General features: G+C 60.5%; 14 protein-coding genes. 8 read left to right on the top strand and 6 right to left on the bottom strand.

Annotated features, from left to right (window positions below; genetic code table 11):
* The 3 genes from E6X30_RS08845 to arsB form a co-directional block, all read left to right on the top strand.
* Positions 1-1,255, top strand: a 1,255-nt coding sequence (locus tag E6X30_RS08845) for a YPDG domain-containing protein (RefSeq protein WP_316336053.1), incomplete at its 5' end; no start/stop codon positions are given.
* A gap of 371 nt (positions 1,256-1,626) precedes the next feature.
* On the top strand, positions 1,627-2,049 hold the full coding sequence (locus tag E6X30_RS08850; RefSeq protein ID WP_016663549.1) for a low molecular weight phosphatase family protein: 423 nt from the start codon (positions 1,627-1,629) through the stop codon (positions 2,047-2,049).
* A gap of 14 nt (positions 2,050-2,063) precedes the next feature.
* On the top strand, positions 2,064-3,143 hold the full coding sequence (arsB, locus tag E6X30_RS08855) for an ACR3 family arsenite efflux transporter (RefSeq protein WP_316336054.1): 1,080 nt from the start codon (positions 2,064-2,066) through the stop codon (positions 3,141-3,143).
* A gap of 148 nt (positions 3,144-3,291) precedes the next feature.
* On the opposite strand, the gene E6X30_RS08860 is transcribed toward arsB, so the two are convergent.
* The 6 genes from E6X30_RS08860 to E6X30_RS08885 are packed head-to-tail and all read right to left on the bottom strand — an operon-like array spanning position 3,292 to position 11,381.
* A complete protein-coding gene (locus E6X30_RS08860) occupies positions 3,292-4,332 on the bottom strand; it encodes an ABC transporter permease (RefSeq protein WP_016663551.1) in 1,041 nt (346 codons plus the stop codon).
* A complete protein-coding gene (locus E6X30_RS08865) occupies positions 4,329-5,378 on the bottom strand; it encodes an ABC transporter permease (protein ID WP_016663552.1) in 1,050 nt (349 codons plus the stop codon). The genes E6X30_RS08860 and E6X30_RS08865 overlap by 4 nt, the downstream gene beginning before the upstream one ends.
* Positions 5,375-6,895, bottom strand: coding sequence for a sugar ABC transporter ATP-binding protein (locus tag E6X30_RS08870; protein ID WP_016663553.1), 1,521 nt, complete (start codon positions 6,893-6,895; stop codon positions 5,375-5,377). Before E6X30_RS08870 ends, E6X30_RS08865 begins: the two co-directional genes overlap by 4 nt.
* Positions 6,885-7,925, bottom strand: coding sequence for an autoinducer 2 ABC transporter substrate-binding protein (locus tag E6X30_RS08875; RefSeq protein WP_016663554.1), 1,041 nt, complete (start codon positions 7,923-7,925; stop codon positions 6,885-6,887). Before E6X30_RS08875 ends, E6X30_RS08870 begins: the two co-directional genes overlap by 11 nt.
* Before the next feature lie 40 nt (positions 7,926-7,965).
* Positions 7,966-9,687 carry a dihydroxyacetone kinase family protein gene (locus tag E6X30_RS08880; RefSeq protein ID WP_016663555.1) on the bottom strand — a complete coding sequence of 574 codons (1,722 nt, stop codon included), beginning with the start codon at positions 9,685-9,687 and terminating at the stop codon, positions 7,966-7,968.
* Positions 9,688-9,719: 32 nt separating this feature from the next.
* A complete protein-coding gene (locus E6X30_RS08885) occupies positions 9,720-11,381 on the bottom strand; it encodes a ribulokinase (RefSeq protein WP_316336055.1) in 1,662 nt (553 codons plus the stop codon).
* Positions 11,382-11,581: 200 nt separating this feature from the next.
* Between E6X30_RS08885 and E6X30_RS08890 the strand changes: the two genes are divergently transcribed.
* The 5 genes from E6X30_RS08890 to E6X30_RS08900 all read left to right on the top strand — a co-directional run bounded on the left by E6X30_RS08890 (position 11,582) and on the right by E6X30_RS08900 (position 14,514).
* Positions 11,582-12,511: a sugar-binding domain-containing protein gene (locus E6X30_RS08890; protein ID WP_316336056.1), complete on the top strand. Its 930-nt coding sequence runs from the start codon at positions 11,582-11,584 to the stop codon at positions 12,509-12,511.
* 63 nt (positions 12,512-12,574) lie between these two features.
* Positions 12,575-12,787: a hypothetical protein gene (locus tag E6X30_RS08895; protein ID WP_101687160.1), complete on the top strand. Its 213-nt coding sequence runs from the start codon at positions 12,575-12,577 to the stop codon at positions 12,785-12,787.
* A 346-nt stretch (positions 12,788-13,133) separates the two neighbouring features.
* Positions 13,134-13,235: a zinc-ribbon domain-containing protein gene (locus tag E6X30_RS10375; protein WP_101687161.1), complete on the top strand. Its 102-nt coding sequence runs from the start codon at positions 13,134-13,136 to the stop codon at positions 13,233-13,235.
* 45 nt (positions 13,236-13,280) lie between these two features.
* Positions 13,281-13,676: a zinc-ribbon domain-containing protein gene (locus E6X30_RS10380; RefSeq protein WP_101687162.1), complete on the top strand. Its 396-nt coding sequence runs from the start codon at positions 13,281-13,283 to the stop codon at positions 13,674-13,676.
* A gap of 424 nt (positions 13,677-14,100) precedes the next feature.
* On the top strand, positions 14,101-14,514 hold the full coding sequence (locus E6X30_RS08900) for a hypothetical protein (protein WP_034371358.1): 414 nt from the start codon (positions 14,101-14,103) through the stop codon (positions 14,512-14,514).
* Positions 14,515-14,581 lie beyond the last annotated feature (67 nt).

A 14,581-nucleotide genomic window follows, 5' to 3' on the forward strand; every position in this document is an offset into this window, starting at 1 on the left:
TCCTGAGGGCACGAAGTTCACCCCTGGCGAGAATGCTCCTGGTGGTGTGACCATCGACAAGGACACTGGTGAGATCACGGTTACCATCCCTGGGGATGCTAAGCCTGGTGACAAGATCACTGTTCCGGTTGTTGTGACTTACCCGGATGGCACGAAGGACAACGTCGACGTCACCGTCACGGTTGAACAGCCTGACGCTCCTGCGCCCAAGCAGAACGAAGAGTTCGAGCCCGGCTACGAGGATGGTTCGGGTAAGCCTGGCGAGGACGTCAAGGTTCCTGCTCCTGGGTTCAAGGACAAGGACGGTAAGGACACTAAGGCTCCTGAGGGCACCAAGTTCACCCCTGGCGAGAATGCTCCTGATGGTGTGACCATCGATGAGAACACTGGTGAGATCACCGTTAAGGTTCCTGAGGATGCGAAGCCTGGTGACAAGATCACCGTTCCGGTTGTGGTGACTTACCCGGATGGTTCGAAGGACACCGTTGACGTCACCGTCACGGTTGAAGAACCTGAGGCTCCTGCTGAGAAGCCGGACTGGAATGACGACAAGGGTCAGCCTGGCGATAAGGTCGAGATTCCGAACACCGGTGGCCCCGTTGAAGACGGCACTACCGTTGAGACGGAAGGCCCTGGTAAGGCTGAGATCGATGAGGACGGCAAGATCACTGTCGACATCGATAAGGATGCCAAGCCTGGTGACAAGATCGTCGTTGTTGTGAAGGACAAGGACGGCAACGAGATCGACCGTGTGGTCGTCGAGGTTGAGAAGCCTGCAGACAAGCCGGCCGAAAAGCCGGACTGGAAGGACAACAGCGGTAAGCCTGGCGAGAACGTTGTGATCCCGAACGAGGGTGGCAAGGTTCCGGAGGGCTCGACCGTTGAGACCGAAGGCCCCGGTAAGGCTGAAATCGATGAGGACGGCAACCTGGTTGTCGACATCAACGATGACGCTAAGCCCGGTGACAAGGTCACTGTTGTCGTCAAGGACAAGGACGGCAAGGTAATCGATACGGTCACGGTGACTGTTGAGAAGCCTGAGGCTCCTGCGGAACAGCCCGCGCCCGGAGGCAACGACAACGGCACTGCTCAGCCGAAGCCTGGCACTTCGAACGGCAACGGCCCTGTGAAGAGGGTGCCGCTGCCCAGGACCGGTGCTGAGGTTGCAGGTGTGGCTGGTGCTGCGGCTGCTCTCATCGCAGCAGGCCTCGGCCTCGTGTTCTCGCGCCGCCGCCGCGAAGGCGAAGAGAACTGATCGCCTAACCGGTAATAGACCGGCATAACTAGTGAGGGTGAGATCGCATCGCGATCTCACCCTCACTAATCATTAACACGAAGAAAACCGACCACCCATAGCCACCACCGAAACGCGCGGGTACTCCGGAGAGCGCAGCCCAGTCAGGTGCTGAAGCTGCGGACAGCGACCAGAAGCATTCCCTGGAAGGTCGCCATAATCGAGCCCATTGCCGGCACGAGGATTCACCCACGAACGCAGCTGAAGTGAAGAAAGCGTCGGAGCCTCGCAGGGTGGTGCGCCCCGACGCGCACCGGGCCGGCCGCTCGTCGAGACCGAACGACACCTCCTAGAATGATCGGAGCCCGGTCACTACTGCGAGGAGGGAAAGCATGAATGCACCAAGCGTGCTGTTCGTGTGCGTGAAAAACGGCGGCAAGAGCCAAATGGCAGCAGCACTCATGCGTCACCATGCACACGGTGCGATCGAGGTGCATTCAGCGGGTACGAAGCCGGGAACGGCGCTCAATGAAGCTTCTCGCGCAAGCGTGGCAACCGTCGGAGGAAATTTTGACGGGGAATTCCCGAAGCCGATCGACCCAAACATCCTGCGCACCGCAAACCGCACCATCATTGTGGGTGGAGACGCGCACGTCGAACCGATCGAAGGAATGCGCGGCACTATTGAAAAATGGGATATCGACGAACCATCCCTGCGCGGAGTCGAAGGGGAGGAGCGCATGGCTCTTATCCGCGACGATATTGACCGACGCGTGCAGGCCCTGCTTGCAGAGCTGACCGCAAGCGCCGAGTAAGCGAAAGGACAATTGTGCAGGATACTGCCGCACCTCGGCTGTCCATTCTTGACCGCCTTTTGCCGCTTTTCATCCTTGTGGCGATGGGCGTGGGAATTGCGCTGAGCGTATGGGTTCCGCAAACCGCGGAAGTGCTCAACCACGTAAAAATTAGCGACATTTCGCTGCCGATCGCTCTCGGCCTCCTCGTCATGATGTACCCGCCTTTGGCGAAGGTGCGGTTTGAAAAAGCGAGGGAAATCGTGCGCGACAGGCGGCTCATGATCCTCTCGCTGCTTCTCAACTGGATCCTGGGTCCACTCCTGATGTTCACCCTCGCGTGGGTGTTTCTGCCGAATGAGCCAGAGCTAAGAACCGGTCTTGTGATCGTGGGTCTCGCGCGCTGTATCGCCATGGTGCTTGTGTGGAGCGATCTTTCGTGCGCGGACCGTGAAGCAACGGCCGTTCTCGTGGCGATCAATTCCGTGTTCCAGCTCCTCATGTTCTCGGTGCTCGGCTGGTTTTACCTGCAGGTCCTCCCGGGATGGCTGGGGCTTGATACCACCAGTGTGCACTTCTCCTTCGCGGCGATCGCGAAAAGCGTGCTCATTTTCCTCGGCATCCCGCTCGCCCTCGGCGTGCTTTCACGCATCCTCGGTGAGCGATACAAAGGCCGGGAATGGTTCGAGCACTCCTTCCTCCCGAAGGTCTCGCCACTCGCGATGATCGGGTTGCTTTACACGATCGTGGTGCTGTTTTGCCTCCAGGGCCGGCAGATCCTGCAGTACCCCTGGAGCGTCGCAAGTGTTGCCTTGCCACTGCTCGCCTATTTCGTGCTCATGTTTGGAATCTCGCTTATCGTCGCCCGCGCTTCGGGAATGAACTATGCGCAGAGTGCCTCCACAGCTTTCACCGCTGCCGGAAACAATTTTGAGCTCGCGATCGCCGTGACAATCGGAACTTTCGGGGCGGCATCGTCCGAGGCTCTCGCGGGCACGATCGGGCCGATGGTGGAGATTCCCGTGCTGGTTGCGCTCGTGTACGTGATGCGCGCCGTGGGGCCCCGCCTCTTCCCGGGGGATCCGACGCTACCGCGCGTCACGCACGGCGCCTGATCTGCGAGCCATGAGCGGTGGCGCGAGCCGGGTAGGGCTTCGACCGGCTACTCAAGGTGTTGCGCAGTCGATGTCGTGGACCTGACGGCCGAAGGGCCTCACCTCAAGACTGAGGCAAGACCCTTCGAGAAATTAGCGCCGCTAGCGTCTAAGCGGGGGCTGGTGCTGACGTATCGGTGTCGAGAGCCTTCTCCGCCTCTTCCTCACGCGCATAACGTTTACGGTGACTGAGCCAGGTGCTGAAGCCGAGAACAGCAATCAGAAGTACGCCCCATACGAAGTTGGAGGCGAAGGCTGAACCTGACCAGGAGCCAAGGACCATGTTGATACCGGTTTGGAGTTCTTGCATGGCGATCGCTCCGATGGCGATCATCCACAGACGGCCGGCGCCGCCGTAGGGGTCCATACCGGCGATCACGGCAATCAAGATGGCTTGCATGAGGTAGGAGCTGGCGAACGACACGTTCGCTGCGTTGGTTGACGCGAACATGAGAAGTCCCGCGATCGAAGCAAGCACCCCTGAGGAGGCATAGACCACGAGGATCGTGCGGTCCACGGGGATGCGGGCGAAGCGTGCCACCTTGTTTGATTCACCGATCGTGTACATGTGGAAACCGAAGCGGGTTTTCAACGTCACGAGGGTGAAACCGGCAAGCAGCAGCAGGAAGATCACGAATGACATGGGCATGAGCGCCACTGTTGTTGTTGCGATAATCCCCGCGTTCCCGCTTCCGTACACGGTCGCGCCTTTCGTGAGACCCGTGCTGATGCCGAGGTACACGCTCATGGTGCCGAGCGTGATAGGGATCGGGTGCACGCGCAGCGTGGCGATAAGGAACCCGTTGATCGCACCTGCAGCGGCTCCGACGACGAGGGCGGCGATACTGGCGAGGACAGTCGCCAGCGTCGAGCCCATTGACGGCAGGAGGGCCTCGCCTACGAGCGCGGCAGTGATCGCAGCCGTATTTGCTACTGCCACAACTGACAGGTCAATGCCGCCAATAAGGAAGGTGATCCCGATGCAGATCGCGAGCATCCCCAGCGGCGCGATCTGTCCCATCATGCTCTGCATGTTGAGAATCGTCGGGAAGGTGTGTGGCGCCATGATGCTGAGCGACACTGCGAGTACAACGACGAGTGCGATGAGAGTCCACACTTGGGCGCGAGGCCCGAGACGAGCGTCGTTCATTCTGTCACCACCATTCCTCGCCGGCGTTCAACACGGCGGTCGCGAATTGCCGGCACGCACACTCCGAAGAGCAAGAACGCACCGATGAAAAGGTCTTGCCACGCCGCGGGAATTCCAACGAGCACGAGGCTCGAGCCTACGACGGTGATGAGGAGGACGCCGAGCATCGTGCCGAGAACGCTGCCGCGACCTCCCGTGACTGCGGCACCACCGAGAACCACGGCGGCAAGTACCGTCATCTCCAGCCCCGTGAATGTCGAAGGGTCCGCGGCGCGGTTCATGGCGGCATAGAACAGGCCTGCCAATCCCGCGGTGGCACCCGACACGATGAACGCGGAGGTGCGAATGAGGTTGACCTTAACCCCCATGCGCTTTGCCGCCTCTTCATCGTCACCGATCGCGTAGATATAGCGGCCCCACCACAGACGGTGCAGCAAGAACGCAAGCACGACCGCGAGCACGATGAGAATGAGGACACTCGCGTGGAGCGAAACCGTGCGCCCAGCACTTTGCGTGGTGAAGAGCTGGGCGCGCGCGAAATCAGACATTTGCGCGGGCAGGCTGCGGATTCGTTCGGTTCCGACGAACGCCAAAAGCCCGCCTCGGTACAGGGTGAGCGTGCCGATCGTGACGATCATCGAGGGGAGCTTGAGCCACGCGACAAGGACGCCGTTGATGAGACCGAGGATGGCCCCGATGAGAACGGCGAGGGCGATTGCCACGAGGAATGTGCCCTGAAAGTCGATGGCTTGAAGTGTCACCGTCGTCAGGTACATGGATGACACAGCGATCGCTGAGACCGACACGTCGATGCCGCCGGTGAGCAGCACCAGAAGAACCCCAAGCGCCATGATTCCAACGACAACTGCGGATCGGCCGATGCCGAAAAGATGCGCGGCAGAGAGGAACGTGGGGTTTCCGAGAGCAAACACGATGCATGTCACCACGATGACGATGCCGAGGAGCAGTTCACGCTTAGCGAGCAGGGTTGCGAGCCACGACCTGTCTGGTGACTGCGTTGCCTGAGTTTCAGCCACAGAACTCATACCTGACTCCTTTGACCATTGATATCGATGATGTTTTCCTCGGTGAGCTCGGTAGCCTCCGCTTGTTTCACGATCTTGCCCTGCACCACGAAGGCGATTTCGTCGCACAGGCTCATGAGCTCCGCAGGTTCATCGGATACGAGAAGAACGGCGGTTCCCTCATCAGCAACCGACCGGATGAGATCGTGAATGTCGGCGCGAGAACCCACATCGACACCTACGGTCGGATTATTGATGATGACGACTTTGGGCCGTGGCGCGAGAGTGCGGGCAAGCAGCACTCGCTGTTGGTTACCACCGGAGAGCGACGAGGCTGGTGCGCTCACGCTCGGGGCTTTGATGCGCAATCGCGAACGCCACTCTTTCGCACTCGCCATGATTGAGCGCGCAGAGATGAGACCGCTTTTTCCACGCACGTTGTGCAGGTTGTTGACAGTCATGTTGTCGGCGATCGACCAGTCGAGGAAGAGCCCTTCAGTGAGCCTGTCGTCGGGCACGTATTGGATCTCCTTCTTTGAGCGAAGATCCTTCGTTGGCTTGCCGTTGAGCTCAATAGTGCCTTTATCGCAGCTGATGAGACCGGCGAGGGCGAGGCCAATCTCGATCTTTCCGCAGCCGACGAGTCCTGAAAGCCCGAGGATCCTGCCGGGGTGAAGCTCGAGATTAATATCGTGGAACTCGTGGCCAAGGCTTATCCCTCGAGCTGCCACAATCGGTTGTTCGGCGCGCTCCCATGCGCTCTCGCGGCGCTCATTGAGAACGTCGGTTCCCGTCATGAGTTTCGAAATACGTTCCAGATCGTAATCAGCCGCGGGGCCTGTTGCGATGAGGTTGCCGTCGCGGATTACCGTAACGTCATCAGCAATCTCGACTACCTCGCGCAGCTTGTGCGAAATGAAGATGAAGCTCATGCCTTGCGTCGCGAGGTGACGCACAGTTTCGAGGAAGGAGTCGATCTCATCTTGGGTCAGAGCCGCAGTGGGCTCGTCCATGAGGATGATGCGGCCGTCCGCAGAAACGGCGCGGGCAATTGCAACGAGCTGACGTTCAGCCGTCGAAAGGTCGCCGAGACGCGTGTTCGGCGAAATGGTCATCCCGAGCGTGGCCAGTGCTTTTTTCGCGCGTGCGCGGGCTTCGCGAGAGGGAACAATTCCGACGGGGGCTTTCGATCCGTCGAAACTGATGTTCTCAGCGACGGTCATGTTCGGGAAAAGGGCGAAATCCTGGTAGATCACGCGAACGCCGTGAGCCAAAGCATCGCGCGGGGTGACGGACTCGATGACGTTGCCTTCGAGTTCGATCGTTCCTGAATCCGGGGAGTAGGCCCCCGCAATAATTTTGGTCAGGGTGGACTTTCCGGATCCGTTTTCACCGACGAGCGCGTGCACGGTTCCCTGGCGCAGGGTGAGTGAAACGTCGTTGAGGGCCTTGACGGTTCCGAACGTTTTTGAGATGCCGCTGACGCGAACGGCAGCCTCACCGTTCGCGTCAGTAGCGTGTACGGGTTTAGTAGTCATAGTCGCCGGCGTTGTCCTTGGTCACGTTGATCCAGGCATTGTCGCCGTACACGACCTTGTCTTCGATGGTGATCTTGCCGTAACCGTCGATGCCGAGGTCAGTGCCTTCTTCAACTTTCTTGTCGTCGAGGAGAAGCTTGGCGATGGCGTTTTGAGCCCACGCAGCGTGGCCCGGATCCCAGAACTGGATCACGTCGATCGCGCCACTTTCAAGAAGGTCTTTGGTGTCCTTCGGGGTGGATGTACCAACCACGGCGATTTTGTCCTGAAGTCCTGCCTCATCTACTGCCTGGCCCACGCCAACGACGTCAGTCGAGGCGGAACCCTGCACACCTGCGAGGTTCGGGTGAGCCGAAAGGAGCTCTTGCATGGCCTCGTAGGCCTTTTGGGAATCGTCGCTTGTTTCGACGAAATCGCCAACCTGCTTCATCTCCGGGAAGTTCTTCTCCTGGTACTCCTTGGCGGCGTTGACCCACTCCATGTGCGTGGTGGAGGAGAGCGAGCCCACCATGATCGCGTATTCGCCCTTGTTGCCCATCTTTTCCGCGAGGAGCTTCATGAGGTTGATGCCGTAATCAGCGTTCTTGAACGCTTCAACGTCATAGTCAGCGTTTTTGATGGACGGAGCTTCGTGGGTCACGACCTTAATGCCAGCGTCCATTGCCTTCTTGAGCGTTTGCTCGACAGCATCGGGCTGGAAAGGCGTCACGCAAATCGCAGCGACCTTCGAGGCGATGAGGTCTTCAAGAACCTTAACCTGTGCCGCGGCATCGGCTTCGGATGAACCCTGGTAGTAGGCGTTTTCGCTCGTTTTCTTGGCGTATTCCTTGACGCCTTCTTCCATGCGGTTGAACCACGCGATACCGGTGAGTTTGGGAACGGTGACCATGGCGCCGGCGGCATTGCCACCGCCCTCACCGCCGCTCGTTCCGCCCTGGGTGGTTCCACACGCGGCGAGGGAGGGGATTGCGAGGATACCGAGCGATGCGAAAAGCATGGCGCGGCGACTTGGGGCGAATTCAGCGTTCATTGTTTTCTCCTTTGAAAATGGTGGGGATCAGGAAAGGGGGTTAGTTGTCGTGGACTGTTGCGGCAAGGGCTTCGAGGAAACGCAATGCCGCAACCTGGCCTGGATCTTTATGGCCGATGGAGCGCTCGCCTACCCAGGCGGCACGGCCGCGTCGCGAGGGTAGGGAGGCAGACTTTTCAACGACATCACGCGCGAGGCTAACGGCCTGGTCAACGCGCTCCTGGAGCGTCTGGCCCGCGGAGTCTTCGAAACTGTGCAGCACTGCATCGAGAACGTCGAGGACTGTCTTGTCACCGATGTCGGCACCGCCGCGCTCTGCGATGCGCGAGATAAGGGCCGAGAGGGCAACAACGGGTGTATCGCCCTCTTCATCATCTTTGGCGACTGCCGTGGCAGCAGCGAGTGTTCCTCCGCCGAGAAGCGCCGCAAAGGTCGAGGGGTTCGCGGAGGCGAAGGCCGTTCCTGCGGTGCGGAGGACTTCGTGTACTGCCGCATTTTCGGGAAGCGCGGTCAGAGCTTCGTGAACGGCGCGTGCGCCGGAGGATACGGTGATACCAAGGTCACCGTCGCCGAGTGCGGCATCGAGTTCGCGAAGCTCCTCCGCATGGGAAGGCAGCGTCGCTGTGACGCCGAGAAGGAGCTCTCGTGCGGGACCGGGATTATCGACCGTCGTGATGTCGCGTGCAGTGGTCGCGCGCGCGACGGGCACATCCTTTGCTTGTGCTTCCGTAGGCTCCGCGTGAGCACCGTGGGCCGAGCCGGCGGCTTGCTCGAAGAAGGGAGAATCGGCGGGAGCCGAGAGAAGTTCGGATAGCTCATCGTCGAGGTGGCACAGTGAAACGGAGGCGCCCGCCATTTCGAGGCTTGTGGCGTACTCGCCGATGTAGACGTGGGTGAGGCGTGCGCCGCGCTCGGTGATGGTCGCGTGGAGACGGCGATAAATCACGTAGAGCTCTTCGAGCGGAGTTGCGCCGAGTCCGTTGACCAGCACGGCAAGTTCGTCCCCTTCGCCCACGGGAAGCTCGCGAAGCAGCTCCGTGGTGAAGCGGTCGGTAATTTCGTCGGCGGTTTCGAGGGGACCGCGGTGCTGGCCAGGTTCACCGTGGATGCCGATTCCAATTTCCATTTCGCCTTCGTCGAGGGTGAAGGTGGGTTCACCGGCGGCCGGCAAGATTGTGGGGGAGAGGCCGACGCCCATTGTGCGTGTACGGTCGCATGTGCGTTGGGCGATCTCGGCAACCTGGTCGAGATTGTCGCCGCGTTCGGCAGCGGCACCCGCGGTTTTGTAGGCGAAGAAGAGACCCGCGACGCCGCGGCGGGTTTCGGCGCGCTCGGGCGGCGCGGAGAGGAGATCGTCGGTCCCGAGTACGGTGCGCGTGCGAATCCCGTCGCCTTCACACATGTCGGCCGCGAGGTCGAACGTGTATACGTCGCCGCCGTAGTTGCCGTAGAGGTAGAGCACGCCGGCGCCGTCGTCACTTGCCACGGTTGCGGCATGGATCTGCTCTGGCGAGGGCGAGGAAAAGACATTGCCGACGGCAACGCCCGAGGCGAGGCCCTGCCCGACGTAGCCGAGGAAGAGGGGGAGGTGGCCGGAGCCGCCGCCCGTGACGATGCCGACCTTGCCGCCCGTGCCCGCATCTGTGCGAACGATCGCACGGCGGTTGGGGTCGGCTGCCCGGAGCTTGTCGCCGTGGGCGAGCAGGATGCCGTCGATGACCTCATCGACGAAGTTCTCGGGTGAGTTGATGATCTTTCGCATGTCGGCTCCTTTGCCTTGTGGTGTGGGCGCGGTTAGTGGGTGGAGTTGGCCTGGATTTCTCGCAAGCTGTGCATGAGGGAGCGTTGGTCAATCCCGAAGGTGTCGTGAATTGCGCGGTAGTGGGTGTAGATCTCGTTGTAGGCCTCGTGGGCGGTGGGGTTGGGCCGGTAAACGGTCGCGATCGCTGACTCGGCTTTGCCGGCGCTCTCCCAGGTCAGCTCTCCTGCGGCGATCGCGCCGTGGAGGGCCGCGCCCAGGGCGGAGGTGTTCGCGGAGGAAGACACCTCGACCGGCATTCCGATGACGTCGGCCAAGATCTGCATGAGCAGGGGGCTCTTGGCGGGGATTCCGCCGCACACGATGAAGCGGTTGATCGGAACCTCGGCCTCTTCGAATGCTTCGAGGATGATCCGTTGACCGAAGGCGGCACCTTCGAGGAGTGCGCGGTAAATGTGGTAGTCGCGCGTCTCGAGGGTGAGCCCGACGATAGCTCCGGAGAGGTTCGAGTCAATGAGCGTGGAACGGTTGCCGTTCATCCAATCGAGCACGATGAGACCAGAGCCGCCGGGTTGCAGGGCCTGGGCTTTCGACTCAAGGACCTCGAAGGTGGAGGTCGCGGAAATGGAGGCGAGATCGGCGATGTCGGCCGAGGTCATGTTGTGGGCGAACCACCCGAAGGTGTCCCCGAAGCCCGCTTGGCCCGCTTCGTACGCCCAGTGGTCGGGGAGGATGCCGTTTTTGACGACTCCCTGGATTCCGCGCGGGGTTCGGTGCTCTTTCGAAACGACGAGATTGCACACGCTCGTGCCCATGACGGCGACCATGGTTCCGGGCTGGGCGGCGCCAGCACCGAGGAAGGCGGCATGCGCATCGATGTTGCCCGCGGCGACGGTGACGTGAGTGTCGAGCCCGAGCCGCGTGGCCCACTCAGAGGTGAGAGTCCCTGCGCTTTCGCCTGGAGTGAGGAATTCGTGTCCCAGTTTGTCGAGAACGCCCGCGAAGCCGGGTTCCAGCGAATCGAGGAAATCGGGGGAGGGGTAGCCCCCTGCTTCTTCGCGATAGTTGCCCTTGAAGCCTGCGACGGACGCTCCGCGCACCTCCGTGCCCACGAGCGTCGAGACGATCCAATCCTCTTGCTCGATGATGCGTGAGGTAGCGTCGTACACCTCCCGATCCTCGCGGAGGGTTTGCAGGGCTTTCGGCAGCACCCATTCGGATGAAAGACGCCCTCCGTATTGCGGCAGGAAGAGGCCGCCTTCGGCTTCGGCGGCGCGGTTGATGTCTTCGGCGTGGCTTTGCGCGGCGTGATGCTTCCACAGCCTCGCGTAGGCCAGCGGATGCTTTTTCCAGCGCGGGGAGCGCGGGAGCGGAACGAGATCGTCGTCTGTCAGCACGATTGTGCAGGCGGTGGTGTCAACACCGAGGCCAACGATCTGTTGAGGATCCACCCCGCTTCGGTCGACAACGGCGCGCACGACCTTTTCGAGGGCGACGAGGTAATCGTCGGGATCCTGCAGTGCGGTGTTGGGGGCGAGCTTTTCCCCCGAGGCGGCGAGCGTTTCGGTCATCACGCCGTGTTCGTAGAGGTGGGTCGCGGTTTCGATCTCTGCGCGGTCGGCAAGCCGCACCAAGACTGAACGTGCGGATTCGGTTCCGAAGTCGACGCCAATCGCGTATGTGCTGCTTTCTGCCATGTCACTCCTCTTCGAGTGGGTGTATGCGAGAGCCTCGGGCGGGTGGCCCGCTACCCCAGCGTGACGTATGCTCAAATGAGCGCTCTATGCCGCTCACATGAGCACATTAGCCCTTAGTGTGATCCATGTCAATCACGGTAGAGTGCGTGGAGCAGGCCAAGCGTCTGAGGAGACCAGGACATTTGAGGAGAGAGGCACCGATGGATGCCGAGTTGCCCGAGCCGCAATTGATTGCGTCTCTCGCGCGCCGCCACTACCTCGAAGACGTCTCCAAGGTGCAGCTCGCCAAAGAGTTCGGAATCTCCCGTTTTCGCATTGCGCGGCTCCTAGCAAAGGGCCGCGAAGAAGGCATCATTCGCCTTGAGATCATCGATCCTTCCACTGATCTGCCCATGCTCTCCGAGCCCCTCGCGAGCCACCTCGGCCTTCGCTACGTGCGGGTGATCGGTTCCAACGGGACAGACACCGATGTGCGCACGCAGCTCGGATCAATGGGAGCGCAACTGCTCGGCGAACTCGTGAAACCCGGGGACAACCTGGGCCTCGGGTGGGGGCGGACGGTGGCCGAGGTCGCGAAGAACCTCCGACACCTTCCTCCCATCACCGTCATCCAGATTTCTGGCGCCCCAGCGGCCGCACATGCGTCGTCGCCAATCGACAACATCCGCGAGGCTGTTCTCAGCGCCAACGGCTACATCCATGACCTCCCGGTTCCCTTCTACGTGCGCTCGCCCGAAATGCGCCGCCAGCTCTTCGAAACCCACTCCTATGTGCGTGGGCAATTCGAACACCTTGACACGGCCCTCGTGTCGATCGGCTCATGGGAACACAAAGAAACACAGCTCTATCGCGAATTCCCGCCCTCGGTGAGGGCGCGGCTCGATCAGGTCAAGCCCGCCGGCGAACTCGCAGGCATCTGGTTTGACGAGACCGGCAGGGTCCTCGCTCCCGAAGTCACCAGAATGTGCATGACTCTCGAAACTCACCACTTGAGCCAAACCCCCCGCGTCATTGCGGTCGCCGCGGGGGTGAAGAAAGTGTCGGCCATTCTCGGCGCGGCCCGCACCGGACTCATCACGGGCCTTGTCACCGACCGCGACACGGCTGAGGCTCTTCTCGACGCGCACTAGGGCGAGCGAAGCTGCCCGGTAACGTGGATACAGACACCATCGTTACCGCGTCCAGGAGCCGCCATGCCGAAGCCTCTCGTTCTTTCTGATATCCGCAATCGCGCGGGCGCGTTCATGGCGGAATGGCGCGATGCGGAAGGTTATGAAAAGGGCGAGGCACAAGAGTTTGTGCGCGGCCTCCTTCGATGCTTCGGCATCAGCGGCCGCACGGCCGCCGTATACGAGAAGCGCGGTGGACCTGCCCTGAAGGGCATTCGTTCAAGGCTCGCATTCTAGATGTCACGAATGACCATTTCTCCTGTCCTGAGTGTCAGGAGATTCGGCGGGTTGCCTGGGAAGAGAAAAGAGCCTCTTTTGCAGGTAAGACTATTGCTGATGTACCCGAGCTGTTGGCCGCTTGGGACGACGACCTCCCTCCTGAGAGTGTTCGAGTCGACGAGAACCGCTGGGGTTCGGGTTATAGATTCCGGTGTCCTGCTGGTCACCGAAACACGCGTCAACCTCTCAGCTATCTGTGTGGGGGCTGTTCTGCTTGCAAGGCAATTAAGACCAGGAAAGCAAATGCGGATGCTGCGGCAGCCGATCCCTCCGCGAGTAGGTTGACACCAGAGATCAGCAGCCAGTGGCACCCACCAAGAATGGCAATTTGCGCCTTGCGGACGTCTCTCCCGAGTCCCGTCGCATGGTCTGGTGGCGTGACCCTGTCTGCGGACATGAGTTCTAAGCCACTCCCCGAGAACGCGATAAATATGAGCGGTGGCGCTGCCCGGTGTGCCATACAATCCTTGATTCGCTGGCATACCACTATCCAGAGGTTGCCGAGGAATGGTCGCCAGACAATCCGCTCTCGCCGTGGGAGATCCGTCCGAACACCTCGCAACTGGCTGAGCCACCCCTTTGGGTATGCAAAAACGATCCGGCTCATGTGTGGCGAGCCATGCCCGCAGCGCGAGTCAATGGGTCGCAATGCCCGGAGTGCATCGAAACAGGAAAATCACGGATCGAGACCGAGTACTATTCAGCAGCTCTTGCGCACTGGGGAAACGCGAAATCTGGTTCCCGCATTCATTCCGCAAAGTTCCAGACTCACTCCTGCTGGACTGTTGATATTTGCGTGGATCTTCCATCCGGGAAACGATTCGCCATCGAATATGGCGGCTCGTAATGGCATCGCGACAAAGCGGACGTTGATCGCGTCAAGACCGTAGATCTCCTAGCAGACGGGTTCCTTGTTGTTCGACTCCGTGAAGCCCCACTCCCTTCGCTGAACATCGCACACCCGAACTACCGTGAAATCACCGTGTACTCCGGCGCCCAAAACCCTGTACACAATGTCGCAGTTATTGCTGAGACGATCATTTCTTGAGCGAGATTGCTTGCGAACTTCCATCCCTGAACGTGAACGTGATGGTGCCGTCGACGCTGATTTTGGCGTGGTCGACGAGGGTGTGCCATAGGTATGGCGTGAACTCGATGTGGTCGATGTCGAGTTTGTCGAGTTCTTCCTGGTAGTGGCAGTAGGCGGCTTGCCGGTTGTCGAGGTCGCTGATCTGGTCGAGGAGCCGGTGGTACTCCTCTAGGAGGGTGGCGTGTTTGCTGGTGAGTTTGTCGAAGCGGCTCTGGTATTCGGCCTGGTCTTGGGCGATGCGGGCGTTGCGGGCTATCAGCGCGTCGATCGTCTTGGCGGTCGCACCGACGCGCGCGAAGAGTTGGTCGGTTTCGATATGAAGGTCGGTGGAGTCCAGTTCGGCTCGTACGGCCTTGTCGACCAGCTCGTCGACCTGGTCCCGGCTGGCGAGGAAGTGGTGGACGGCGTCGAGGAACGCGGTGGTGATTTGTTCGTCGCTGACGTGAGGGGTCGCACACGGGGTTCCACCTGCGTATTTGTGGTTGCACTGCCAGATGTGTTTTTCGTATTTGGTGCCGGCATGCCAGGTTTTCGACCCGTACCAGACCCCGCACTAGGCGCACCTGATTTTGCCGGAGAAGGTGGGGTCTGCTGAGGGGTTGGTTGACTCCTGTCCACTCGTGCATGCGGGTGGGGTGAAGGAGAATGATTAGTGATGAAGT

This window comes from Dermabacter sp. (assembly GCF_032550575.1).
Lineage (GTDB): Bacteria > Actinomycetota > Actinomycetes > Actinomycetales > Dermabacteraceae > Dermabacter > Dermabacter hominis.

Excerpts from the sequence above, each read along its gene's own strand:
- E6X30_RS08850 (WP_016663549.1), top strand. The coding sequence starts at position 1,627 with ATGAATGCACCAAGCGTGCTGTTCGTGTGCGTGAAAAACGGCGGCAAG.
- E6X30_RS08860 (WP_016663551.1), bottom strand. The coding sequence starts at position 4,332 with ATGAACGACGCTCGTCTCGGGCCTCGCGCCCAAGTGTGGACTCTCATC.
- E6X30_RS08865 (WP_016663552.1), bottom strand. The coding sequence starts at position 5,378 with ATGAGTTCTGTGGCTGAAACTCAGGCAACGCAGTCACCAGACAGGTCG.
- E6X30_RS08870 (WP_016663553.1), bottom strand. The coding sequence starts at position 6,895 with ATGACTACTAAACCCGTACACGCTACTGACGCGAACGGTGAGGCTGCC.
- E6X30_RS08875 (WP_016663554.1), bottom strand. The coding sequence starts at position 7,925 with ATGAACGCTGAATTCGCCCCAAGTCGCCGCGCCATGCTTTTCGCATCG.
- E6X30_RS08880 (WP_016663555.1), bottom strand. The coding sequence starts at position 9,687 with ATGCGAAAGATCATCAACTCACCCGAGAACTTCGTCGATGAGGTCATC.
- E6X30_RS08885 (WP_316336055.1), bottom strand. The coding sequence starts at position 11,381 with ATGGCAGAAAGCAGCACATACGCGATTGGCGTCGACTTCGGAACCGAA.
- E6X30_RS08890 (WP_316336056.1), top strand. The coding sequence starts at position 11,582 with ATGGATGCCGAGTTGCCCGAGCCGCAATTGATTGCGTCTCTCGCGCGC.
- E6X30_RS08895 (WP_101687160.1), top strand. The coding sequence starts at position 12,575 with ATGCCGAAGCCTCTCGTTCTTTCTGATATCCGCAATCGCGCGGGCGCG.